The following is a 22658-nucleotide window of genomic DNA, read 5'->3' as shown; positions in this document are numbered from 1 at the left end:
CCGATCAGGACATGGAGGTCCACATCGGCGTGCTTGGCATCAGCGTCGCGTCCAGTGACATCATCAGGCTCAGCGCCGTGATGGTGAGGATCGAGATGCCGAATACCTGTCGCGCCCAACGCACGTTGTCGTCGGTACGGTAGCCCTTGGCCGCGATATACAGCCAGTAGACGCCCAGCACCAGGGCAACGATGAAGTAACCGGGTCCAGCGTAGCCGGCCAGACTCAGCGACAGCGTCGCACCGATAAAGGCCAGGATATAGCCCAGGATATGGTGCTTGGCCGTACCGATACCGCGAACCACCGGCAGCACCGGAATGTTGGCGGCGCGGTAATCTTCCATGCGAAAGATCGCGATCGCGTAGGAGTGCGGCATCTGCCACAGGCTGAAGATCACCAGCAGGGTCAAGGCCCCGGTATCGAAGCTGCCGGTCACCGCGCAATAGCCCACCACCGGCGGCACCGCCCCGGAGAGGCTGCCGACCAGAGTGCCGAACTCGGAATTGCGCTTCATGTAGAGGCTGTAGGCCCCCACATAGATGACGAAGCCGAAGGCCGCCAGACCCACCGTCAACGCATTGGTCCCCAGCGCCAGCAGACCGAAGCCGGCGATGCCCAGCAGGGTGGCAAACCGAAGTGTCGCCGCTTCGCTGACCCGCCCCTGCACCAGCGGGCGGTTGCGGGTGCGCTCCATCAGGGCATCGATGTCCTTGTCGATGACGTTGTTGTAGGCGCAGCCCGAGGCGATTACCAGGGCCAGACCCAACAGCGCCGACAGGAACACCACGGCATCGAACTGGCCCTGGGCGGCCAGGAAGTAGCCGCCCAGAACAGAGATCACGTTGCCGCCGATGATGCCCGGCTTGGTGATGGTGAGGTAGTCCCTGAGAGTGTCCCTGAACATCATGCGAGTCGGCGTCAGCCGATCATCATGTTGCGATGCAGGTGGTACATGATCCATAGGGAACCTCCGATGACCAGAACCAGGATCGCCACGGTGAAGACGAAGGACATGAAGTTCCAGCCTTCATCGGCCTTGGTGTTCATGTGCATGAACAGCACGAGCTGCACCAGCACCTGAGCCACCGCGGTACCGACGATCACGATCAACGTCGCGAAGGTGTCGAAGGCGCCGGTCATCACCGCCCCGAAGGGAATGACGGTCAGCACGATGGACAGGATCAGGCCGATCACATAGGACTTGACGCTGCCATGGCTGTGATGGTCGTTGGCGTGTCCGCTCATATCACAGGGCTCCCATCAGGTAGACGAAGGAGAAGACGCAGATCCAGACGATGTCCAGGAAGTGCCAGAACAGGCTCAGACACATGATGCGCGGACGCACCATATCGTCGAGACCACGCTGCTTCACCTGGATCATCATCACCAGGATCCAGATCAGACCGGCGGTCACGTGCAGACCGTGGGTACCGACCAGCAGGAAGAAGGCCGACAGGAAGCCTGAACGATCCGGACCAAAGCCCTCATGGATCAGGTGACGGAACTCATAGAGTTCCAGCGCCACGAAGGCCGCGCCCAGCAGGAAGGTGATCCCGAGCCACTTCATCACCTTGGATGCCTGATTGGCGTTCATGGCGAGCACCGCCATGCCGTAGGTGAAACTCGAGAACAGCAGCAGGAAGGTCTCGACCAGGATGAACGGGAGCTGGAAGATCTCGCCCGGGGTCGGACCATCGGCCGTGCCCCGAAGGAGCACGGCGTAGGTGGCGAACAGTGACCCGAAGATCACCAGGTCGCTCATCAGATAGACCCAGAAACCGAAGACCTTGGTGCCCGCGGCATCATGATGGTCGTGGTCGTGATCATGGTCATGCCCGTGGGCATGACCTTGCTGGTTGAGGGTGTCGGTTGCCATGGTTATGCCTGCATCTCCACACGGTTCTGGTGTTCGCGCTCGATACGCTCGACTTCCGCGGCCGGCACGTAGTAGTCGACGTCATCGTTGAAGATACGCGCGATGAAGGTGGCAAACATGCCCAGTGCGGTCACGATGGCAAGCCACCAGATATGCCACACCAGGGCGAAGCCGAAGACCGCGGAGATCAGACCGATCACCGGACCTTCCCAGGTGTACTTGGGCATGTGAATGTCCTTGTACGGTCCCTTGGACACGCCGGCCTTGCCGCCGTTGGCCTGCTTCTGGTTCCAGAAGTCGTCGATGTCCTTGATCTCGGGCAGATGCGCGAAGTTGTAGAACGGTGCGGGAGACGAGGTCGCCCACTCCAGGGTACGCGCATCCCAGGGATCGCCGGTGACGTCCTGGTTCTTCTTACGATCACGGATACTAACGTAGAACTGGATCACGGTGCAGGCGATACCACACAGAATCAGCACGGCGCCGATCCAGGCGATGATCATCCACGGCTGCCAGGCGCCGTTGTCATAGGACTGCATGCGACGCACGGCACCGAAGAAGCTGAGCACGTACAGCGGCATGAAGGCCACGTAGAAGCCGGTCAGCCAGAACCAGAAGGAGCGCTTGCCCCACTTCTCGTCGAGGGTGAAGCCGAAGGCCTTCGGGAACCAGTAGGTCAGACCCGCCAGCATGCCGAACACCACGCCGCCGATGATGACGTTGTGGAAGTGGGCGATGACGAACAGGCTGTTGTGCAGCACGAAGTTGGCCGCCGGTACCGCCAGCATCACACCGGTCATGCCACCCAGGGTAAAGGTGATGATGAAGCCGATGGTCCACAGCACCGGAGAGGTGAACTCCAGACGACCGCGGTACATGGTGAACAGCCAGTTGAATACCTTCACCCCGGTGGGGATGGCGATGATCATCGTCATGATGCCGAAGAAGGCATTGACGTTGGCCCCGGCCCCCATGGTGAAGAAGTGGTGCAGCCAGACGATGAACGACAGGAAGGTGATGGCGATGGTCGCCCACACCATGGTGCCGTAGCCGAACAGCCGCTTGCGAGCGAAGGTCGCGATGACCTCGGAGAACACCCCGAATGCCGGCAGGATAAGGATGTACACCTCAGGATGGCCCCAGGCCCAGATGAGGTTGACGTACATCATCATGTTGCCGCCAAAATCGTTGGTGAAGAAGTGAGTCCCCAGGTAACGATCCAGCGTCAGCATCGCGATGGTCGCGGTCAGAATCGGGAAGGACGCGATGATCAGCACGTTGGCGCACAGCGACGTCCAGGTGAAGATGGGCATACGGAACAGGGTCATGCCCTTGGTGCGCATCTTCAGGATGGTGACGAAGAAGTTGATACCGGTCAGGGTCGTACCGATGCCAGATATCTGCAACGCCCATATCCAGTAATCCACCCCGACGCCGGGACTGTACTCTATCCCCGATAGTGGCGCGTAGGCCAGCCAGCCGGTCGCGGCGAACTCACCGACCACCAGCGAGACGTTGACCAGGATGACACCGGCAACGAACAGCCAGAAGCTCAAGTTGTTAAGGAAGGGGAAAGCCACGTCGCGCGCGCCGATCTGCAGCGGCACCACCAGGTTCATCAGACCGATGACCATGGGCATGGCGACAAAGAAGATCATGATCACACCGTGGGCGGTGAAGATCTGATCATAGTGGTCAGGCGGTAGATAGCCCTCGGCTCCGGCCGAGGCCATGGCCTGCTGGGTACGCATCATGATGGCGTCGGCGAAGCCACGGATCAGCATCACCAGCGCGACCAGGAAGTACATGATACCGAGCTTCTTGTGGTCGACGGAGGTGATCCACTCGCGCCACAGATAGCCCCACTTCTTGAAGTAGGTCAGGCCGCCGACCACGGCGATCCCGCCCAGGGCGATACCGATCGCCACCACCATGATGATGGGCTCCTGGATCGGAATCGAGTCTAACGTCAGTTTTCCAAACATGATTTACTCCGCTGCCTCTGCGCTCATGGACTCGCCGTGAGACTCGCTCTCGTCGCCATGGCCGCCTGCGCCGTGCCCGTTGACCACGCCGCCGTAGGTCTCGACGAACTCGGCATGCTTGCCGCCGGCCAGGAAGCTCTTGATGATGCGCTCATAGAGCGCCGGGGTGATCTCGGAGAAGTACTGGACCTCGTTGTCCTCGCTTGGCGTGGCGAGATCGTAGTACTCCTCGGGGAAGGTCAGCGTATCGGACGAGGAACGCACCTTCTCCACCCACTCTTCGAAGTCCTCGACGGAACCCACGTGGGCGTCGAAGGTCATCTCGGAGAAGCCTGCACCGCTGTAGTTGGTGGAGCGGCCCGGATAGACGCCCTGCTCTTCGGCGATCAGGTGAACGTCGTTATCCATGCCGGCCATGGCGTAGATCTGGCTACCCAGGCGCGGAATGAAGAAAGAGTTCATCACCGAACCGGAGCTCACCCGGAAGCGCACCGGAGTGTCCTCGGGGAAGGCCAGTTCGTTGACCGTGGCGATGCCCTGCTCCGGGTAGATGAACAGCCACTTCCAGTCCAGCGATACGGCCTGGATTTCCATGGGCTCGTTCTGTCCTTCCTTGGCCTCGAGACTGCGGTGCGGGTCGAGGCTATGGGAGGTGTACCAGGTCAACAGCGCCAGGAAGACGATGATGACGCAGGGAATGAACCAGACGATGGCCTCGATCTTGGTCGAATGGGCCCAGTCGGGTGAATAGGTGGCATCGGTGTTGCCACGGCGATAGCGCCAGGCAAACCACAGGGTGAGCACGATGACCGGCACCACCACGATCTGCATCAGACCGAAGGCGGTGAGGATCAAGGTACGCTGCTCACGGCCGATCTCCCCCTTGGGGTCGAGCAGCGCCGATTCGCAGCCCGCCAGCAACAGGGGCAGCGCCAGCATCAGCACAACGCTGAGCACGCGCAGGTACGACTTTCTTCTCATGTAGCAACCTCGTCAGGGCTTGGAGGCGGAATACCAGAGATTACGAGCTCAGGCTCGCGCGATGTGCAGGGGCCGCTGAGGTGGAACATTGCATGCACCTTTGGCAAAAGTTGCATGAAATGTGCCGAACCACGGACTAGACCCGCAAAATTTCGCATCCCCTACCCTGCCTCGGTACCACGACAAGACGTCGTCACCTGAACAAAAGAAGTAGATGGAATGCGACCGGGGCGTATTGTCGACAGAGCGACCAGACTTGAGAAGCGACGATTTGCCGCAGGGGTGTCGCACCTTTCCTTGATCTGTCGCACCCAGACGTCGCAACAGTGCACAAATGGCCAATTGCCTGGGCTAGCAGAACCTGCCCTGCGACCCAACACCACACCCAGCAAGCACCACCAGGAACCGTATCAGCGAGGCCGGACCCCACCCCCATGGGAAAGGCGATCTGATGGAAAAGAACGATATCCGTCGCCACGCTATCGTCTGACGTTATTTCCCCCGACGCCATCGCCCCAACGCCCCAACGCCAGGACGAAAGCGATGACGATGCCGAGAGGGCCAAACCGTGAAGTGTCAGATAAGGAAGGGACAGATAAGGGAGGATCGATAAGGAAGGGCCGGCTCACCAAGGGCCTGGTCATGAAAGAGCGAATCGGCGACGAGGGCCAGATCAGCAAGGAGGCCAAGGGAAGGCTCGAGCAGAAGGGACAGACCACAACGAGAGGCGCAACCGTGCGCCCAGGGGACCACTATCGAGAAAGGCCGTCAGAGACTGAAAGGCCAATGATCCGCAAGACAAGAAGTCACAAGACAAGGATCCACAAGCCAAGAATCCGAAAGACAAGGATTCACGCTGGGCAAGAAACCGAAACCGGGGAATCAGGGATGAACCAGCCGAGACGCCACTTCCGGCGTGCGTGACAGGCCTGCGGCACCCTCGCCGTGGGTGATGATGACATCGGCGTCGATCAGGGCGCCAAAGAAGGCGGGACGCAGCACGCCCCACTTGCTGTCGTCGAATACCAGGATCCGCTGGGCGGCGGTTTCGATGGCGGCCTGCTTGGGCGCCACTTCATGAAAGTGAAAGCAGCTCAGGCCCCGTGCGGCATGCACCCCGGCGGCGGAGAGAAAGGCGCGATTGATGCCGAGTCCCCGGACCTGGCGGGCAATATCTTCGCCGTCGAAGGACTGGGAGACGCCCTGATAGACGCCGCCCAGCAGGATCAGTCGGATGCCATCGAAATGGCTGACCGCATTGGCCACGTTAAGGGCGTAGGTCACCACCGTCAGGTCTCGTCGGCTGGCAAGTTCTGCGATCATCGGCACCAGGGTGGTGCCGCAATCGATAAACAGGGTATCGCCGTCTTCCACGTAGCCACTGGCGCGGCGACACAGACGCGCCTTGATATCGGCGCCGCGATCCTGTTGAGTTTCCAGGTCGTAGACTGGCGTGAAGTGGGGGTCGTCGCGGCGAACCAGATGCCCGCCCATCAGCATCAGAGGGCTGTCCTTGGTGGACACGTCGCGCCTCAGGGTCATCTCTGACACACCGCAGAGGATGGCGGCGTCCGCCAGCCTCAGGCTGCCGCCTCCGGCGAGCGCCTGCAAAAGGCGCTCCTGTCGCTGAATACTGCGCTGATTCATGGATTCTCCCCCGCGCCTCGACGGTCATGGCTTGCTGCCGTCGTTTTTCAATAAGCATGCCCTGAACTACCGGGTTCAGCCAGTGCCCGGGCAGGTAAGAAAACGCCACTGCACAAATGTTATTTTTCTCACATCAGGTGTTACTATACACTCATTGACGGATGGGCCCAGCCCGTGCCGGCCAATTCCGCTCGACAACAATCACTCGACACGAGCCGCCGCCATGCCCCATCACCTCTATAATTCCTGTTCTGATACCCCATTCGGCATAAGAGATTTCCGCCCCGTTCGAGGCAATTGCCCGCTATCAACGCGATGCGGGACGCCAGACCAGGCCCGAAGTGCGATGATCTATTCTTCAACGTTCATATTTTGATGAGGCGAAGGAACCTATGACACTCCTGATGAGCCTGGTCGGCATGGCCACCCTGATCGCCATCGCCGTCGCGTTCTCCTACAACCGCCGTGCCATTCGCCTGAGAACCGTGGGGGGCGCCTTCCTGATCCAGGCTGGTCTCGGGGCCTTCGTCCTTTACGTGCCCTTTGGCCAGAAGGTCCTGAAGACCGTATCGGACGCCGTCAGCCAGGTGGTGCTGTACGCCAACGACGGCATCGATTTCCTGTTCGGCGGCCTGGCCAACGCCGACAGCGTCGGCTTCGTGTTCGCGGTCAAGGTGCTGCCGGTCATCATCTTCTTCTCGTCGCTGACGGCGGTGCTCTACTACCTGGGCATCATGCAATGGGTCGTGCGGCTGCTCGGCGGCGCGCTGCAGAAGCTGCTCGGCACCTCACGCACCGAGTCGCTGTCCGCCACCGCCAATATCTTTGTCGGCCAGACCGAGGCGCCGCTGGTCGTGCGGCCCTTTATCGCCCGCATGACCGCCTCCCAGCTATTTGCGGTGATGTGCGGTGGCCTTGCCTCGGTGGCGGGCTCGGTGCTTGCCGGCTACGCCGCACTCGGCATCCCCATGGAATACCTGGTGGCCGCCTCCTTCATGGCGGCCCCCGGCGGCCTGCTGTTCGCCAAGCTGATCATGCCGGAGACCGATCCCGAGGCGGACAAGGCCGACCGCGTCTCCGAGGTCATCGAGGACGAGGACAAGCCGGCCAACGTGCTTGACGCCGCCGCCGGTGGCGCCTCGTCTGGCCTCAAGCTGGCGGCCAACGTGGGCGCCATGCTGCTGGCCTTCATCGGCTTGATCGCCCTGCTCAACGGTATCCTCGGTGGCGTCGGTGGTTGGGTCGGATTCGAGGATCTCAGCCTCGAGCTGATCCTGGGCTGGGTGTTCTCGCCGCTGGCCTTCCTGCTCGGCATTCCCTGGGAAGAGGCGACCCTGGCGGGGTCCTTCATCGGCCAGAAGCTGGTGGTCAACGAGTTCGTCGCCTTCATCAACCTGGCCCCCTATATCGACGGCGAGCAGCTCGTGGCCGCCACCGGCGAGGTGATGAGCGACCATACCGCCGCGGTGCTGTCCTTCGCGCTGTGCGGCTTCGCCAACCTGTCCTCCATCGCCATCCTGCTGGGCGGGCTCGGCAGCATTGCCCCGAGCCGTCGTCACGACATCGCCCGCTATGGCCTCAAGGCGGTACTGGCCGGCACCCTGTCCAACCTGATGTCGGCCTGCATCGCCGGCTTCTTCATGACCCTGGGCGCCTGATCCCACGTCGCGGATCCAGCGCCCGCCCTCATATCTTCGGCCGCCCGAGGCGGCGGCCTGTCCCACTCCAGGAGCCTCCCATGTCCCCCCAGTCGACCAACCCCTCCGTGATCGCTCGCCAGGCACTGTCCTTGATGGATCTGACCAGCCTCAACGATGACGATACCGACCATGTCGTCGAGGCCCTGTGCCAGCGGGCCAAGACGCCGCTGGGCCACACTGCTGCGGTGTGCATCTATCCGCAGTTCGTGGTGCCGGCGCGGCGCGCCCTCACCGCCCACAACCTCAGCGGCCAGGTCAAGATCGCCACCGTGACCAACTTCCCCCACGGCGAAGACGATGTCATGGCAGCCGCCCGCGCTACCCGCGAAGCGGTGGCTTCCGGTGCCGACGAAGTGGACGTGGTCTTCCCCTACCGCGCCTTCATGAATGGCGATGATCAGATCGGCCAGGAGCTGGTCGAGATGTGCAAGGCCGCCGCCAGCGGCCGCACCCTCAAGGTGATCCTGGAAACCGGCGAGTTGAAGGACGCCGAGCTGATCCGCCGGGCCAGCGAGCAGGCCATCGCCGGTGGTGCCGACTTCCTCAAGACGTCCACCGGCAAGGTCGCCGTCAACGCGACGCCCGAGGCCGCCCGAGTGATGCTGGAAGTCATCCGCGACGCGGACCGCCCGGTCGGCTTCAAGGCCGCCGGGGGCGTTCGCAGCGTCGAGGACGCCGCCGTCTATCTGGAGCTTGCCGCCGAGATCATGGGTGCCAACTGGGCCCGTCCCGAGACCTTCCGTTTCGGCGCCTCGGGCCTGCTCGACAACCTGCTGATGACCGCCGGTGTCGGTGTCGACGGCGGGGGCCAGTCCGGAGGCTACTGATGCTGTTGCAGGATATTCTTGCCGCCAAGCGTGACGGCCAGGCGCTGTCCAGCGAGGCCATCCGCCAATTCGTGATGGCCATCGCCGATGACAGCGCCGGTCAGGAGCAGATCGGCGCCTTCGCCATGGCCACCTATCTCAACGGCATGACGCTGGATGAGACGGTGGCGCTGACCGAGGCGACCCGGGACTCCGGCAGCGTGCTGGACTACCGACAGCTGGACCTGCCGGGGCCTATCCTCGACAAGCATTCCACCGGCGGCGTGGGCGACCCGGTATCGCTGATCCTCGGCCCCTGGCTCGCCGCCTGCGGAGCCCACGTGCCCATGATCTCCGGTCGTGGTCTGGGCCACACCGGCGGCACCCTGGACAAGCTCGAGGCCATCGCCGGCTATGACGTCACTCCTCGGCGCACCACCTTCGAGCGCCTGCTCAAGGACGTCGGTGTGGCCATCGTCGGACAGAGCGGCGATCTGGCGCCGGCGGACAAGCGCCTCTACGCGGTGCGCGACGTCACCGCCACCGTTGCCTCGTTGCCGCTGATCGTTGCCTCGATCCTCGGCAAGAAGCTCGCCGAAAACCTCGATGCCCTGGTCATGGACGTCAAGATCGGCAACGGCGCCTTCATGGCGAACGACGACGAGACCCGAACCCTGGCAGCCACCATCGCCGACGTCGCCCGACGTGCCGGCACCCCGACCACGGCGGTGCTCAGCGACATGAACCAGACCCTGGCCGAAAGCGCCGGCAACGCCATCGAGGTACGCGAGTGCCTGGCGATCATGCGCGGTGAGCAGCGCGATTCGCGGCTGTTGACGCTGACCCGCCGCCTGGCGGTGGAAGCGCTGCTGGCCGGCCGACTGGCGACGTCCAAAGAGGACGCCGAACGCCAGCTCGAGGCACGCCTGGCCAGCGGCGACGTGGCCGAGCGCTTCGAGCGCATGGTGGCAGGTCTTGGCGGACCGACCGACCTGCTGGAAAACGCAGGCGCCCTGCCCGCCCCGGCCCCGGTGATCCAGGACGTCCTGGCCGAGCATCCGGGACGGGTGGCACGCCAGGACGTCAAGGCGCTGGGCATGGCGGTGGTCGAGCTGGGCGGCGGGCGCCGCCGTGCCGGCGACGCCATCGACCATCGTGTCGGACTGGACGCCATCGCCGCCATCGGCCAGACGGTCGACCGTCACACCCCGCTGGCGCGCATTCACGCCGCCAGCCAGGCGGACGCTGACAGACTCGCAGCACGAGTACGTGAGGCCTTCACCCTCGGCGACGAGGGCACGCCCCCGCCACTGGTGCACGAGACCTTGTGCGATCCTTCGATAACGGGAGAGACACCATGAGCCGCGCGATCGTGCTGGTGATGGATTCCTTCGGCATCGGTGCTGCCCCCGACGCCGAGCGCTTCGGCGACGCCGGCGCCGATACCCTGGGCCATATCGCCGAGGCCTGTGCCCGCGGGCAGGCCGACGACCGTGGCCGCCGCGGCCCGCTGCAACTTCCCAACCTGGCCCGCCTGGGGCTCTATCACGCCCACCGCGAGGCCACCGGCGCCAGCGCCGCAGGCATCCAGCTAGGCGAGATCGACGGCGCCTACGCACACGCCATGGAGGTGTCCTCGGGCAAGGACACCCCGTCCGGGCACTGGGAAATCGCCGGGGTCCCGGTGCGCTTCGACTGGGGGTACTTCGAGGACAGGGAGCAGAGCTTTCCGCCGCAACTGCTCGAGGCATTGATCGAGGAGGCGGCGCTACCCGGTGTGCTGGGCAACTGCCACGCCTCAGGCACCGAGATCATCGCCCGTCTGGGTGAAGAACACTGCGCCAGCGGCAAGCCCATCGTCTACACCTCCGCCGACAGCGTCTTCCAGATCGCCGCCCATGAGGACAGCTTCGGCCTTGAGCGCCTGCTGTCATTGTGCGAGACCGCCCGGCGGCTGCTCGAGCCCTACAATATCGGTCGGGTGATCGCGCGCCCCTTCGTCGGTGACGACGCCGCGAGCTTCCAGCGCACCGGCAATCGTCGCGACTATAGCGTCGAGCCGCCCTCGCCCACGGTGCTGTCGAAGCTTCACGACGCCGGCGGCGAGGTCGTGGCGATCGGCAAGATCGCCGACATCTATGCCCACTGCGGCATCAGTCGTCTGATCAAGGCGTCGGGCCATGACGCTTTGATGGCGGCGACCCTGGCGGCCATGGATGAACCGGTAGCGAGCGACACCCAGCGCCTGATCATGACCAACTTCGTCGACTTCGACATGGTCTACGGCCATCGCCGCGACGTCTCCGGCTATGCGGCGGCGCTGGAAGCCTTCGACCGACAGTTGCCGGCGCTGCTCGAACGGCTGACCGACGACGATCTGCTGGTGATCACCGCCGACCACGGCTGCGACCCCACCTGGCAAGGCAGCGACCACACCCGCGAGTTCATCCCGGTACTGGCCAGTGGCGCCGGGCTTGCGGCCGGATCGCTGGGGCGTAGGCAGAGCTTCGCCGACATCGGCCAGAGCCTGGCGAGCTATTTCGGTCTTGCCCCCATGGCCGACGGTGAAAGCTTTATCGAGCGCAAACGAGCATTGGATAGACGAGGAGCTTAGATGGCTACCCCCCACATCAAGGCCGAACGTGGTGATTTCGCCGACACCGTGCTGATGCCCGGCGATCCCCTGCGCGCCAGATACATCGCCGAGACCTTTCTCGAGGATGCGCGACTGGTCAACGAGGTGCGCAACATGTACGGCTACACCGGCCGCTACAAGGGACGCGAGATCTCTGTCATGGGCCACGGCATGGGCATCCCCTCGGTATCGATCTACGCCAAGGAACTGATCACCGAATTCGGCGCCAGACGGCTGATCCGCGTGGGTTCCTGCGGCGCCGTGCGCGACGACGTCAAGGTACGTGACCTGATCATCGGCCTCGGCGGCAGCACCGACTCCGGCGTCAACCGCTCGCGCTTTCGCGGCCTCGACTTCGCCGCCATCGCCGATTTCGACCTGACCCGTGCCGCCGTGGACGCCGCCGGCCCCCAGGGCACCCCGGTCAAGGTCGGCAACATCTTCTCCGCCGACCTGTTCTATCACCCGGACCCGGCGCTGATCGACTGCCTGCGCAAGTTCGACATCGTCGGCGTCGAGATGGAGGCCGCCGGGCTCTACGGCGTCGCCGCCGAATTCGGCGCCCGCGCCCTGACCATCTGCACCGTATCGGACCATATCGTCAACGGCGACAGCCTCTCCAGCGACGAGCGCGCCACCAGCTTCGACGAGATGATGACCATCGCCCTCGAGACCGTGCTCGAGGACGACCGCCAGCAAAACAGCCGCCAGGAGACCACCCGATGAGTGATCCAAGGACGCCAGAGACCATCGACGCCGATATCGTCAAGGCGCTGATCGAGGTACGCGGTCGCGCCTACGTGCCCTACTCCAGCCACCCGGTAGGTGCCCTGCTGATCAGTGACTCGGGAGCCCGCTATGTCGGCGCCAACGTCGAGGTCGCCCACTACAAGGGGCTGTGCGCCGAGGCCTCAGCCATCGCCGCCATGGTCACCAGCGGAGAGACCCGGCTGAAGGAGGTCTACGTCATCGGTCCCGGCGAGCACCTGTGCACCCCCTGCGGTGACTGCCGTCAGCGCCTGCGCGAGTTCTCCGCCCCCGACACCCTGATCCGGGTGGTGGACGCGGACGGCCGACTGCTCAGGCGCTACACCATGGACGAGTTGCTGCCGGACTCCTTCGGGCCGGAAAACCTGGGCAAGGACTCCGCCTTCGCCAGCTAGGCGAGCGAATTCACTTCCTCGGAGTTGTCCGATCTGACGCTGCCGAATCGGCTCGATTTGCTTGGCAGACCTGCCTGAGCGCCAAACGAACTGACTCGGCAACCGGAGCGCTACTGGATGCCCTGAAACAATCTCGGATTGTAGATCCGTGCCCGGATGTCGATGAGCGAGACTTTGTCCATGTCCGGGTGCAGCGGGTTCACCACCGCCACCTGATCAATACCCGCAGCAGCGGTACTTGGCACCAGCAGTATCAAGTTGCGGGCCGCCGACAGGAACGCGGTACCGAGTCGCCGCGTGTGTTCAGGAGGGGGAAACAGGTCCCAGCCATCAGGCAATTCATCGACTCCGACCTTCTCGACGGCACTGCTTTGTACGTCATAGATGCCCAGGCGAAAATCCTTCGGGACCAATCGCGGGTCTGGAATATAGTTACCCATTTCCAGCATGGCGACGGAGGCACTGGTACCGAAATACAGCACCGGATGGCCGGGGTCATTCCAGCGCGCTCCATCGTGATAGCTGGCACCGCGCCCGGACAGGTTCGCCAGAAAACGCTCAGGAGCGATACGGTACAGCCTCATCAACTGAAGTCGCCGTGACTGATCTTCCGCAGCACCTGTCGTACCAGTTCACGGCCAGCAAAGGTATCCAGGAGTTCGATCGGGCGCGAGCCGGCGAGTGCGGGTACCTCGGCGTGCAGCCATTGATGACCGACCGCTTCGTCAGCGAACACCTCACCTACCTCGACAAACAACTTCAGCGTGTCGAGCACTTCTTCGCTTTGCGCACGCCCCAGCGCCTTGCGCTTGTAGAAGCGATGCAGATTGCCGGAGTCCGTCTCCAGCAGTCGTACAAAGAGATCGCGGTCGGCCGACAGTGCATCGATCGCCTGTTTGAGCACGCTTCCCGGCAGCCCTTGCCTGACGGTTCTGATAAAAGCGGCTGAATCGGTGTACACCTCGCGGGGCAGGTCGATCTGCGCCATCACCCCGCCACCCGCTGCACGGTCCTTTTCGAGAAGCTCCATCGCGTTCTCCCGGCGCTCACTCGCTGGCACGGCGCCAGCAACATTCCCACCTGTACGCTTCAGCATACCTCAGATCGAAGTTTTACCAACATCAATATGACCTAAGCCCAGCAAGGGTGCCGACTCGCCACCGCACAGCTGAACGCGTCACCGCCAGCGGGCAGCACCGGCCCGAGCCAATTCGGCCTATGCTCAATACTGTTCAGCGCGACCCCGCCCGGCTCACCACACTCGCTCGAGACGTGACATTCGCTTTGGCCGCGAGGCAGGACGAGGGTCACCCGCGCTGCATCACCCTGTGCAGGTCATCGGGGTGGCGGCCATCACGGCGCAAACTCCTGCGTTCAAGTACCCGCCTCAATTCAAACAACAAGGTAACGGTCCATGACCACAGACTTCTCTCCCGGCGAAAATATCGCCATGAAGATTCCCGCCCACGAGTACGAGGCGACCGTTGCCTTCTACCGCGAGATCCTGAAGTTCGAGGAATTGACGCCACCCGGTGTCCGGGAGACGCCGCGCTTTGCCTTCGGCGACAAGATACTGTGGCTGGATCGCGAGCCGCACTTGAGCCAGGCGGAGATCTGGCTTCAGATCGTTGCCAGCGACATCCAGGCCGCCTCGAGCTACCTCGAACAGCGTGGCTGTCAGCGCTGCGACGAGATCGAGCGCCTGCCGGAAGCATTCAACTCGTTCTGGATCACCAGCCCCTGCAATATCATCCACCTGGTGTCACCCGCCGATGACTCGCCCCCCGACGATATGACAAAGGAAAACTGAGCCGACGGTATTGCGACTGCCACCGCGCGCCAGACGCAAAAAAGGCCACCACTGGTGGCCCACAAGGCTTGCTGGACTTGCCTGAGATCGGTTCCATCAGACGTGCTGTAGCGTCTTTCGCGTGGCGAGACTGGCGGTGACGCCACGCGATGCGAAGGCTCGTTTGTCCCAAGTGGTGGCCGCCCTTGCTTCAGGCCACCATTGCTTCAAGCCACCCTTGTTTCGAGCCGCTTCCACTTCAAGAGCCCCACAGCGTCAGACGCTTTGCTTCAGGCTACCTTTCCCTTGCTGAAGCGCTTCTTCAGATAGGCGACGATGTCCATGGATTCGTACATCCAGGTCTCGCTGCCGTCTTCATTGGTGATCAGCAGGCACGGCACCTGAATCTTGCCGCCGCCTTCCTTCAGTGCCTTGCGGTGCGCCGGGTTGGCGCCCGCGTCGCGGATATCCACCTCGACGCCGAGCTTGTCGAGTTCACGGCGCACAAAGGCGCAGAACGGGCAGTGGGCGAAATGGTAAAGCGCGAGATCCTTGGCAACGGTCATGGTGACGACTCCCTCGTGGGTGATACCGCTCGTTGACGATATGGTCGGTGACGTCACTCCCTTCAAGAGTCGACGACACCCGAAACAGTTGGTGCAGGCGACGGCGCGTTCCGGAGGTTCAACCTTGGCGCTGAGCCTTGGTACCAGACCTTGCCGCCGCCCGACTTGCTAACTTGGTGTCGCCGCTCGCGAGTTCCTGACAGCCTTTCCCGACTTTTCTCACCTCAGTGCAATGCATGCCGGGCACAGCACAACGCTGTCAGGTCCCCGGATCGGGCGAGGCGCCGGTAGCACTGGTTTGATGGTGGGGGTCTGCCACCCCGGCCTGGCCTCGGGCGCGGCCGCTGGCATCGCGCCCCTGGTGGTCGGCCTCGCCCTCGCTGGTGGTGCCATCGAGACGCCCGCCGCCACGGCCTTCCATGCTGACGCTGAGGCGCGGCGCTCCGAGTTCGACGCCCATCTCCTCCATGCGCTGCTTGAGCAGCATGTTGAAGGCACGGGCCACGTCCCACTGCATTTCCGGCGAGGTGCGAAAGCGCATCCGCAGGATCGCGCAGCCATCCTCGAAACGATCGATACCCTGCATTTCGAGCGGTGACCAGATGTGGTGGCGCATGATCGGATCCTGGCGCAGATCCCGGGCGGTCTCCTGCATCAGGGTGGTGGCGTCGTCGATCTTCATGTCGAAGGGAATGCGGATCTTCATCAGCGCCACACCGAACTGCCGCGACATGTTATGGATGGAGTCGATACGCGAGAAGGTCAGGATATGCACGATGCCATCCAGGTCACGCAGGCGTACGGTCCTGAGCGTCAACCCTTCCACCGTGCCCATGTGGCCGTTGATCTGAACAAAGTCGTCCACCGCCAGGGAGTCCTCGATCAGGATGAAGATGCCGGTGATCAGGTCCTGCACCAGGGTCTGGGCGCCGAAGCCGATGGCCAGACCGATCACCCCGGCACCGGCCAGCAGCGGCGTCACGTTGACCCCCAGATTGGCCAGGCCGACGATGGAGGCGATGATCACGATGGCTGCGAAGATCACGTTGCGAATCATCGGGGTGATGGTCTGGGCCCGTGCCTGGTTGACCCGGCGCCCCCGCGAGCGCGCCGAGGAGGTCAGTGCCCGCTGGATGGCGGTATCGGCGAAGATCCACACCAGCCAGGCCAGCAATACGGTAAAGGCGATCGCCAGGATCGCCTGGCCGATGCGCACGCTGGCCACCCCTTCGCGGCCGATGCCCACCAGCGAGCCGCCCCACACCTGCAGCGACAGCTCGGCGAACACCAGCCAGGCAAGCACATGCCCCAGGGTATAGGCGAAACGTTCGAGCCTGCGGCGATACTCGCTGTGGTGGCGGTGGCGACCCCGGCTGTGGTCATGACGCTCGTTCTGGCGGCGCAGCAGCGCGGTGACCACCAGCGTCAGCACCAGCAGGGCGGCGTTGATGATCGAACGGGCCAGTGCGGTACCCACATCACCGACGGTGACGAAGATCGCCACCAGCGAGGCCCCCACCAGCAGCAGAGCGGGAATATGCCACAGCCGACCGATCACCCGGGTGACCTCGGTAGGACTCGAGCAATCGCTGCGGATGGCATAGGTGCGGTTGCGAATCAGATGCTTGATCGGCCGCTTGAAGCGAACGATGAAGCGGAAGGTCAGCACCGCGGCCAGGATATTGGCCAGCACCGAGGCTAGCGAGGACAGATCGACCCCCAGCAGGTCCACCAGACGTTCGGTCTTGAAGGCGTCGCCGAGGGCGATCAGTGCGCCGATGACGAACAGCGGACGCAGAGCCCGCTGCTGCAGCAGCTTGACCGCGGTATAGCGATGCCCGCGGGTGAACACCGAGATGACGATCTCGACCACCACCGACAGGATGCGCCCGCACAGTGCGGCGTAGGCGATCACCGATACGACGGTGCGCCCGGCGCTGCCGGGCACCAGCTGTGACACCCCCAGCACCGCCAGAAAGGCCAGCGCCCAGGGCAGCATGCGGCGCAGAAAGTGAGCCGCCAGCAGCCACGCCTTGGGCTCTCTCGGCAGGTCCATCGGCCAGCCTCGGCGGGACCCGATCAGACGCCCCAGCGCCACCAGGATGATCACCATGCCACCCCAGATCGTCAGCAGGATGCTGAACTCCACGGCGAACTGGGCCAGCTCGCTATGGCTGGTGTCGGCGATCAGGTCATTGATATCGCGCCAGCCCTCCGCCAGCTTGGCGCGCCACTGGGCCATGGGCGACCCGGCGCCTTCGGCCTGCTCGCCAAGCTCGGTGAAGGTGTCAGCAAGCGCCCCCAGCAGTCCCTGGGAACTGGTGCCGGTTTCCGCTGCGGCCTGGCCCGCGTCGCGCAGTGACCTGAGGCTATCGAGCAACTCCTGACGGCTCTGGTCGCTTTCCAGCGTCTGGATCAGGGTATCCAGAGATCGCTGCAGCTCTTCGGAGGAGGCTTCCTGTGGGGCCTGTTCACCGCCCCCGGCCAGGGCCTCCAGCGCCAGGCCCTGGGCCGACGCCTGAACGGGCAAAATACATGCCCCAATTAGAAAGAGAAGCACAAACCATTGAAATATGTGAACTATTTTACTTCTATGCAGCAACATTCGTGCTCCCTGCCGGTGAGGACTCGGCGCCGCCGCCGATGAAAAGTGACCGCCTATGGTAGTCTGCGAAGTAACGTCCCACTAATGCCTTATCAGGATGCCGCCATGAAAGCTCAAGCGCCACCCGAGCCCACCACCGCCGACGGAGACATCCGCAAGGTGGGAGTGGAAATCGAGTTCGCCGGCCTGGACCCCATGGCCACCGCAGAGATGGTCCAGTCCCTGTTCGACGGTCGTATCGAGGTCCAGAGCGCCCACCGGATGAAGGTCAGCGACACCCAGTGGGGCGACTTCAAGATCGAACTGGACTCTCAGTACGTCCACCCCGAATCACCCGAGGACGCGGCCAAGACACCCGGCGACGACTGGGATCGCATGCGCCGCGACCTCGACCGTCGCTCTCGCGAGCTGCTTGGCGACATGGTCACCGGACTGGTGCCGACGGAGATCGTCTGCCCCCCGGTCCCCTGGGATGAGCTCGACAAGCTCGACGCGCTGTTCGACGGACTGCGCGAGCACGGCGCCAAGGGCACCGAGGCCAGCCTGATGTACGGTTTCGGTCTGCATCTGAATCCGGAGCTCCCGAGTCTTGAGGCCGAGGACATCCTGCGCTATCTGCGCGCCTACCTGCTGTCCGCCGACTGGCTGCGCGAACAGATCCGGGTCGATATCACCCGGGAGGTGCTGCCCCACGCCAATCCCTTCCACAAACGCTACTGCCTCAAGCTGTTCGACGAGGACTATGCTCCCGATATCGACCAGTTGATCGATGACTATCTGGCCGACAACGACACTCGCAACCGCGATCTGGACATGCTGCCGTTGTTCGCCCACCTGAGGCCCGACCATCCCCACGAGCTGTTTCGCAAGGAACTTGTCCAGCCGCGACCCACCTTTCACTACCGTCTGCCCAACGCTCAGCTTTCCGAAGCCGACTGGGGCGCGGTGACCGAATGGAACCGCTGGCTCGAGGTAGAACGCCTGGCCTGCGCGCCCGAGACCTTGCATGAGCGTATGGCGGAGTATCGAGCCCGTCACCTCGACAGCTCGCTGTGGCAAAAGATAAAGCACAAGCTCAAGGGAGACTCCAAGGATGGCTGAACGCCCGGTGATCGGTATTTCCACCTCCGACCACAAGAGCCTGCTGGCCTGGTGCTTCGACTGGTTCGCGGTGTGGCGCCATGGAGGCAAACCGCTCAGGCTATCGCCGTCGCGGCCACGACCGGACCGGCTCGATGGCCTGATCGTCGGCGGAGGTGATGACATCCAGGCGCATCTGTACGGCGGCGAGATGCAGCTCGACGTGCGCGTCGATCCAGAACGTGACGAACTGGAACTCGAGCTGCTGGCCCGCGAGATCCCGCGCAATACACCGGTACTCGGTATCTGCCGCGGCTCGCAACTGATCAACGTCCACCTGGGTGGCACCCTGGACAGCGACATCTACACCACCCACGAAGGGCTCAAGCGCCGGCGCACCGTGCTGCCACGCAAGACCGTGGACATCGTCGAGGGTAGCCGACTACATCAGCTGCTGCGGGTCAGCTGGTGTCGCATCAACAGCCTTCATCACCAGGCGGTGGAACACACCGGTCGCGGTGTCGATATCGTGGCACGTGACCGGGACGGCCTGGTTCAGGGGATCGAGTCCCGTGAGCACGACTTCCTGCTGGGGGTTCAGTGGCACCCGGAATTCCTGATCTTCAATCGCCCCCAGCAACGACTCATCCGCGCTCTGGTCGACGCGGCGAGAAAGCCCCACGCCGAGCGCCAGGTGCCACCGGAACCCCGCGCCGAACGTCCCACGCAAAGCGCCTCCTGAGCACGAGCCTTCGAGGGTCAATGCAGCTGCGCGAAAAAGCCCGCCAATCGGCGGGCTTTTCCATGTGGCAACAACATCGTGGCAACGACGTCGCTGACGCGACCCGGCCGGATCAGGCCAGCTTGGCGTCCAGGCTGATCTCGGCGTTCAACAGCTTGGAGATCGGGCAGCCGGCCTTGGCCTTCTCGGCGGCCTCCTGGAACACCGACTCGTCGGCGCCGGGGATGCTGGCGCGAGTGGTCAGATGCACCTTGGTCACGGCGAAGCCACCGTCGACCTCATCGAGGGTCACCTCGGCGCTGGTGTCGATGCTGTCGGCTTCAAGGTCGGACTCGCCCAGAATCATCGACAGTGCCATGGAATAGCAGCTGGCGTGGGCCGCACCGATCAGCTCTTCCGGATTGGTCCCGGCCTGGCCTTCGAAGCGCTGCTTGAAGTCATAGGGAACATCGCTGAGCGCGTCGCTGTTGGTGGACACAACGCCCTTGCCCTGCTTGAGACTACCCTTCCACTGCGCGGATGCGGTGTTGGTGATACTCATGACGACTCCTTCCAGTTGAGATACACGGGCTGGTAAACACACTACGGTGGCGCCTCTTCCTGAGGCGCTCGCCCCGCCACCTCCCATCAATGGGCGGTACCTGCGGTGCCAATCATCCCTGGCGGGACAACTGATGACTTCACCATGCATCTTGTACCGAGGTCTGTCCAGCCTCGTCTTGCGCGCCGACGGTCATGGCTGCGATAGTCGATCGCATCTCTGGAAAACTATTCCGCAAAGGTGTGCGACATGACGACTGCCAAGGTTCTGCTGGAAACCGGAAGCACCGCCGAGGCCCTGCCTGCCCTGGGCCAGGGCACCTGGTACATGGGTGAAGGGCGTGCGCCCCGGCGCCAGGAAATCGCCGCCCTGCAACGTGGGCTGGAGCGAGGTCTGCGGCTGATCGACAGCGCCGAAATGTACGGCGACGGTGCCGCCGAACGCCTGGTCGGCGAGGCCATCCAGGGTCGCCGCGACCAGGCGTTTGTGGTCTCCAAGGTCTACCCCTGGAACGCCGGTCGCGACAGCGCCATCGCCGCCTGCGAAGCGAGCCTTGAGCGCCTGGGCACCGATTACCTGGATCTGTACCTGCTGCACTGGCCGGGGAGCATCCCGCTGGACGAAACGCTGGAGGCCTTCGATCGCCTGGTCGCTGCCGGCAAGATTCGTCGCTTCGGTGTGTCGAACTTCGACGTGGACGATATGCAGACGCTGGCTCGCCTGCCCGGTGGCGGCGACTGCGCGGTCAATCAGGTGCTCTACCATCTGGCGTCGCGGGGAATCGAGGTCGCCCTGAGGCCATGGCAACGCCGGCAACGGATGCCGCTGATGGCTTACTGTCCGCTGGCCCAGGCCGGCGCCGTCGGCGCAGATCCCCTGGCCGACCCGCAACTTGGCGAACTCGCCACGGACCTCGGCTTGACCCCGGCGCAACTGCTGCTGGCCTGGGCCATCCGACCGGTCGAGGGCCAGCACGAGGTCATCGCGATTCCCAAGGCCGCCTCCCCCGAGCACGTCGACGACAACGCCAGGGCGCTGGAGGTAACCCTGGACGAGGCAACACTTGCGCGACTCGACGCCCTGTATCCGGTGCCCCAGCGCAAGGTGCCGCTGGATATCGTCTAGCCGGGCCGGGCTCGACGAGACACGGGAGTTCGCCTTCGACTCAGCGAAAGCGTGCTTTCAACTCGGCCAGTTGCTCGGCCAGACTGTCACTGCCGATCTCCCTCAACCTTTCGATATTACGCTCGGGGATAGCCTCGGGGTCGGGATAGTGGGCCAGCGCCCTTTCCAGGCCCTCTTCACGCAGCAGATGCCAGACCGGCCAGGGAGAACGATTGGTGAAGTTGGCCGGATCATCATCATCCACGCCGTCGAAGACATAGTCAGGGTGGAAGCTCGCCAGCTGGAAGACGCCCTCGTAGCCGCGGTCGGCGAGCAATGCCTCGGCCATGGCCAGGGCGTCGAGATAGTCGTCGAAATCGGCAAGCCCTCGGGTGAACACCAGCAGACTGGTCTCCACCTCGGGTGTCGTCTCGAGGTGGTGGCAGGCCTCCATCAGCGCCACCAGGGCGTCCTCGAGCCTGCGCCCGTCGACCTCGATATAGCGAATCGACCCGCGAGTGACCTCTCGTCCGGCGAAGGGGCAGACGTTGAGGCCAACCACGAATTCCTCGACCCAGGCTGCAGTGGCGGCAACGCCGGGTGATACCTCTGTGTCGGACATGGCGAGTTCTCGGATGCTTGAGTGAAGGCCGGCTCAGCGCCGTGACGCCAGCCTGTCGGCCAGCCTTGTGGGTTCTGGCAACTTGTAGCGGCCGAGGCAGGCCACCGCCCAGGTCCTGGCCGAATCCACCGACAGCCGGTGGCCCGGCGACACGAACACCGGCTTGACGCCGGCGCGCGAGCGTAGCACGACCCCGATGCGCTCGTCGCCGTCCATCAGGTCGGTACTTTCCGCACGCCCCTCGGGGACCTCGCCATGGCGCCCGGTCAGGCGTTTCTTGGCCACGCCCAGGGTGGGCAGATCCAGCCACAGTCCAAGGTGCGCCGCCACCCCGAGGCGCCGGGGATGGGCGATGCCGTGGCCATCCACCATGACCAGATCCACGCGGCTGTCGAGTCGTTCGAAGGCCGCCAGGGCCGCCGGTATCTCACGAAAGGACAGGAGCCCCGGCACGTAGGGCATGCGCGTCGGCTGACGCGCCACCACCTGCTCGATCGGCGCAAGCCCCGGCCAGGACAGCACCACCACCGCGGCGCGGGTGGTGTCGCCTCCATCTTCGAAGCCGATATCCACTCCGGCAATGTGTTTCACTTCACCGAGAGCGTCCTCGCGTATCAGGCGTCCTGCCAGGGTACGCTGCAAGGCGATGGCCTCCTTCGGTGCCAGGTCCCAGTCGTGCAGCGCAGTCTCTCGTGTTCTGGGGTGCTGGGTCATGTCACCTCCCTGTTGATGACCTGCGGTGGCTGAAGACACCACCCGCTCGCGGTAGACTACGCGCCAGTCACGGGGATCAACAAGCTGCCGGCCGCAGGGCCT

The 22658-nt window shown here is 63.7% G+C and carries 23 protein-coding genes; 10 read left to right on the top strand and 13 right to left on the bottom strand.

Features of this window, described 5'->3' with window-relative positions; genetic code table 11:
- Window positions 1-4 precede the first annotated feature (4 nt).
- From cyoE to C6W88_RS04095, 6 genes are all read right to left on the bottom strand, one after another.
- Window positions 5-904: a heme o synthase gene (gene cyoE / locus C6W88_RS04120; protein ID WP_231498497.1), complete on the bottom strand. Its 900-nt coding sequence runs from the start codon at window positions 902-904 to the stop codon at window positions 5-7.
- Between the two features lie 14 nt (window positions 905-918).
- Window positions 919-1245 (bottom strand): cytochrome o ubiquinol oxidase subunit IV, encoded by a 327-nt coding sequence (gene cyoD, locus C6W88_RS04115; protein ID WP_045991965.1) that lies wholly within the window; start codon window positions 1243-1245, stop codon window positions 919-921.
- A 1-nt stretch (window position 1246) separates the two neighbouring features.
- Window positions 1247-1876, bottom strand: a complete 630-nt coding sequence (locus tag C6W88_RS04110) for a cytochrome o ubiquinol oxidase subunit III (protein ID WP_108131549.1) — start codon at window positions 1874-1876, stop codon at window positions 1247-1249.
- Between the two features lie 2 nt (window positions 1877-1878).
- The gene (cyoB, locus tag C6W88_RS04105) at window positions 1879-3861 is read right to left on the bottom strand and encodes a cytochrome o ubiquinol oxidase subunit I (protein WP_045991923.1); all 1983 of its coding nucleotides are present in this window, start codon (window positions 3859-3861) and stop codon (window positions 1879-1881) included.
- 3 nt (window positions 3862-3864) lie between these two features.
- Entirely contained in the window at window positions 3865-4842 is a 978-nt protein-coding gene (cyoA, locus tag C6W88_RS04100; RefSeq protein WP_045991922.1) for a ubiquinol oxidase subunit II, read from the bottom strand.
- Window positions 4843-5724: 882 nt separating this feature from the next.
- Window positions 5725-6489, bottom strand: coding sequence for a DeoR/GlpR family DNA-binding transcription regulator (locus C6W88_RS04095; protein ID WP_108131548.1), 765 nt, complete (start codon window positions 6487-6489; stop codon window positions 5725-5727).
- Window positions 6490-6881: 392 nt separating this feature from the next.
- Between C6W88_RS04095 and C6W88_RS04090 the strand changes: the two genes are divergently transcribed.
- The 6 genes from C6W88_RS04090 to cdd all read left to right on the top strand — a co-directional run bounded on the left by C6W88_RS04090 (window position 6882) and on the right by cdd (window position 12793).
- Window positions 6882-8147, top strand: coding sequence for a NupC/NupG family nucleoside CNT transporter (locus C6W88_RS04090; RefSeq protein ID WP_045991920.1), 1266 nt, complete (start codon window positions 6882-6884; stop codon window positions 8145-8147).
- Between the two features lie 80 nt (window positions 8148-8227).
- Window positions 8228-9016 carry a deoxyribose-phosphate aldolase gene (deoC, locus tag C6W88_RS04085; RefSeq protein WP_108131547.1) on the top strand — a complete coding sequence of 263 codons (789 nt, stop codon included), beginning with the start codon at window positions 8228-8230 and terminating at the stop codon, window positions 9014-9016.
- Complete coding sequence (gene deoA, locus C6W88_RS04080; RefSeq protein ID WP_108131546.1) at window positions 9016-10356, top strand: thymidine phosphorylase; 1341 nt, start codon at window positions 9016-9018, stop codon at window positions 10354-10356. The genes deoC and deoA overlap by 1 nt, the downstream gene beginning before the upstream one ends.
- Entirely contained in the window at window positions 10353-11609 is a 1257-nt protein-coding gene (locus C6W88_RS04075; protein ID WP_108131545.1) for a phosphopentomutase, read from the top strand. Before deoA ends, C6W88_RS04075 begins: the two co-directional genes overlap by 4 nt.
- Complete coding sequence (gene deoD / locus C6W88_RS04070) at window positions 11610-12356, top strand: purine-nucleoside phosphorylase (protein ID WP_108131544.1); 747 nt, start codon at window positions 11610-11612, stop codon at window positions 12354-12356. It begins immediately after the preceding gene.
- Window positions 12353-12793 (top strand): cytidine deaminase, encoded by a 441-nt coding sequence (gene cdd, locus C6W88_RS04065; RefSeq protein ID WP_108131543.1) that lies wholly within the window; start codon window positions 12353-12355, stop codon window positions 12791-12793. Before deoD ends, cdd begins: the two co-directional genes overlap by 4 nt.
- Window positions 12794-12903: 110 nt before the next feature.
- Here the strand turns inward: cdd and C6W88_RS04060 are convergent, their stop codons facing one another.
- Together C6W88_RS04060 and C6W88_RS04055 are read right to left on the bottom strand one after the other, a co-directional pair.
- The gene (locus C6W88_RS04060) at window positions 12904-13377 is read right to left on the bottom strand and encodes an RES family NAD+ phosphorylase (protein ID WP_108131542.1); all 474 of its coding nucleotides are present in this window, start codon (window positions 13375-13377) and stop codon (window positions 12904-12906) included.
- Window positions 13377-13823 carry an Xre family toxin-antitoxin system antitoxin gene (locus C6W88_RS04055; RefSeq protein WP_045991913.1) on the bottom strand — a complete coding sequence of 149 codons (447 nt, stop codon included), beginning with the start codon at window positions 13821-13823 and terminating at the stop codon, window positions 13377-13379. The genes C6W88_RS04060 and C6W88_RS04055 overlap by 1 nt, the downstream gene beginning before the upstream one ends.
- Window positions 13824-14207: 384 nt before the next feature.
- Here C6W88_RS04055 and C6W88_RS04050 point away from each other — a divergent pair, with 384 nt between their 5' ends.
- Window positions 14208-14603, top strand: coding sequence for a VOC family protein (locus C6W88_RS04050; RefSeq protein ID WP_108131541.1), 396 nt, complete (start codon window positions 14208-14210; stop codon window positions 14601-14603).
- 269 nt (window positions 14604-14872) lie between these two features.
- Here C6W88_RS04050 and C6W88_RS04045 read toward each other — a convergent pair whose 3' ends face one another.
- Together C6W88_RS04045 and C6W88_RS04040 are read right to left on the bottom strand one after the other, a co-directional pair.
- Window positions 14873-15148: a glutaredoxin family protein gene (locus C6W88_RS04045; protein ID WP_052704282.1), complete on the bottom strand. Its 276-nt coding sequence runs from the start codon at window positions 15146-15148 to the stop codon at window positions 14873-14875.
- A gap of 259 nt (window positions 15149-15407) precedes the next feature.
- A complete protein-coding gene (locus C6W88_RS04040) occupies window positions 15408-17753 on the bottom strand; it encodes a mechanosensitive ion channel domain-containing protein (RefSeq protein ID WP_108131540.1) in 2346 nt (781 codons plus the stop codon).
- Between the two features lie 105 nt (window positions 17754-17858).
- Between C6W88_RS04040 and C6W88_RS04035 the strand changes: the two genes are divergently transcribed.
- Window positions 17859-18854: an amidoligase family protein gene (locus tag C6W88_RS04035; protein WP_108131539.1), complete on the top strand. Its 996-nt coding sequence runs from the start codon at window positions 17859-17861 to the stop codon at window positions 18852-18854.
- The gene (locus C6W88_RS04030; RefSeq protein WP_045991909.1) at window positions 18847-19575 is read left to right on the top strand and encodes a gamma-glutamyl-gamma-aminobutyrate hydrolase family protein; all 729 of its coding nucleotides are present in this window, start codon (window positions 18847-18849) and stop codon (window positions 19573-19575) included. Before C6W88_RS04035 ends, C6W88_RS04030 begins: the two co-directional genes overlap by 8 nt.
- A gap of 112 nt (window positions 19576-19687) precedes the next feature.
- On the opposite strand, the gene C6W88_RS04025 is transcribed toward C6W88_RS04030, so the two are convergent.
- Window positions 19688-20116 (bottom strand): OsmC family protein, encoded by a 429-nt coding sequence (locus C6W88_RS04025; protein WP_045991908.1) that lies wholly within the window; start codon window positions 20114-20116, stop codon window positions 19688-19690.
- A 249-nt stretch (window positions 20117-20365) separates the two neighbouring features.
- Between C6W88_RS04025 and C6W88_RS04020 the strand changes: the two genes are divergently transcribed.
- The gene (locus tag C6W88_RS04020) at window positions 20366-21241 is read left to right on the top strand and encodes an aldo/keto reductase (protein ID WP_108131538.1); all 876 of its coding nucleotides are present in this window, start codon (window positions 20366-20368) and stop codon (window positions 21239-21241) included.
- A gap of 40 nt (window positions 21242-21281) precedes the next feature.
- On the opposite strand, the gene C6W88_RS04015 is transcribed toward C6W88_RS04020, so the two are convergent.
- A complete protein-coding gene (locus C6W88_RS04015) occupies window positions 21282-21842 on the bottom strand; it encodes a DUF1415 domain-containing protein (protein ID WP_108131537.1) in 561 nt (186 codons plus the stop codon).
- 33 nt (window positions 21843-21875) lie between these two features.
- Window positions 21876-22556, bottom strand: a complete 681-nt coding sequence (gene nfi, locus C6W88_RS04010) for a deoxyribonuclease V (RefSeq protein ID WP_108131536.1) — start codon at window positions 22554-22556, stop codon at window positions 21876-21878.
- Window positions 22557-22658: the final 102 nt, after the last annotated feature.

It is taken from the genome of Halomonas litopenaei (assembly GCF_003045775.1).
In the GTDB taxonomy this organism is placed as follows: Bacteria; Pseudomonadota; Gammaproteobacteria; order Pseudomonadales; family Halomonadaceae; genus Halomonas; species Halomonas litopenaei.
This window is presented reverse-complemented; position numbering and strand designations above follow the sequence as displayed.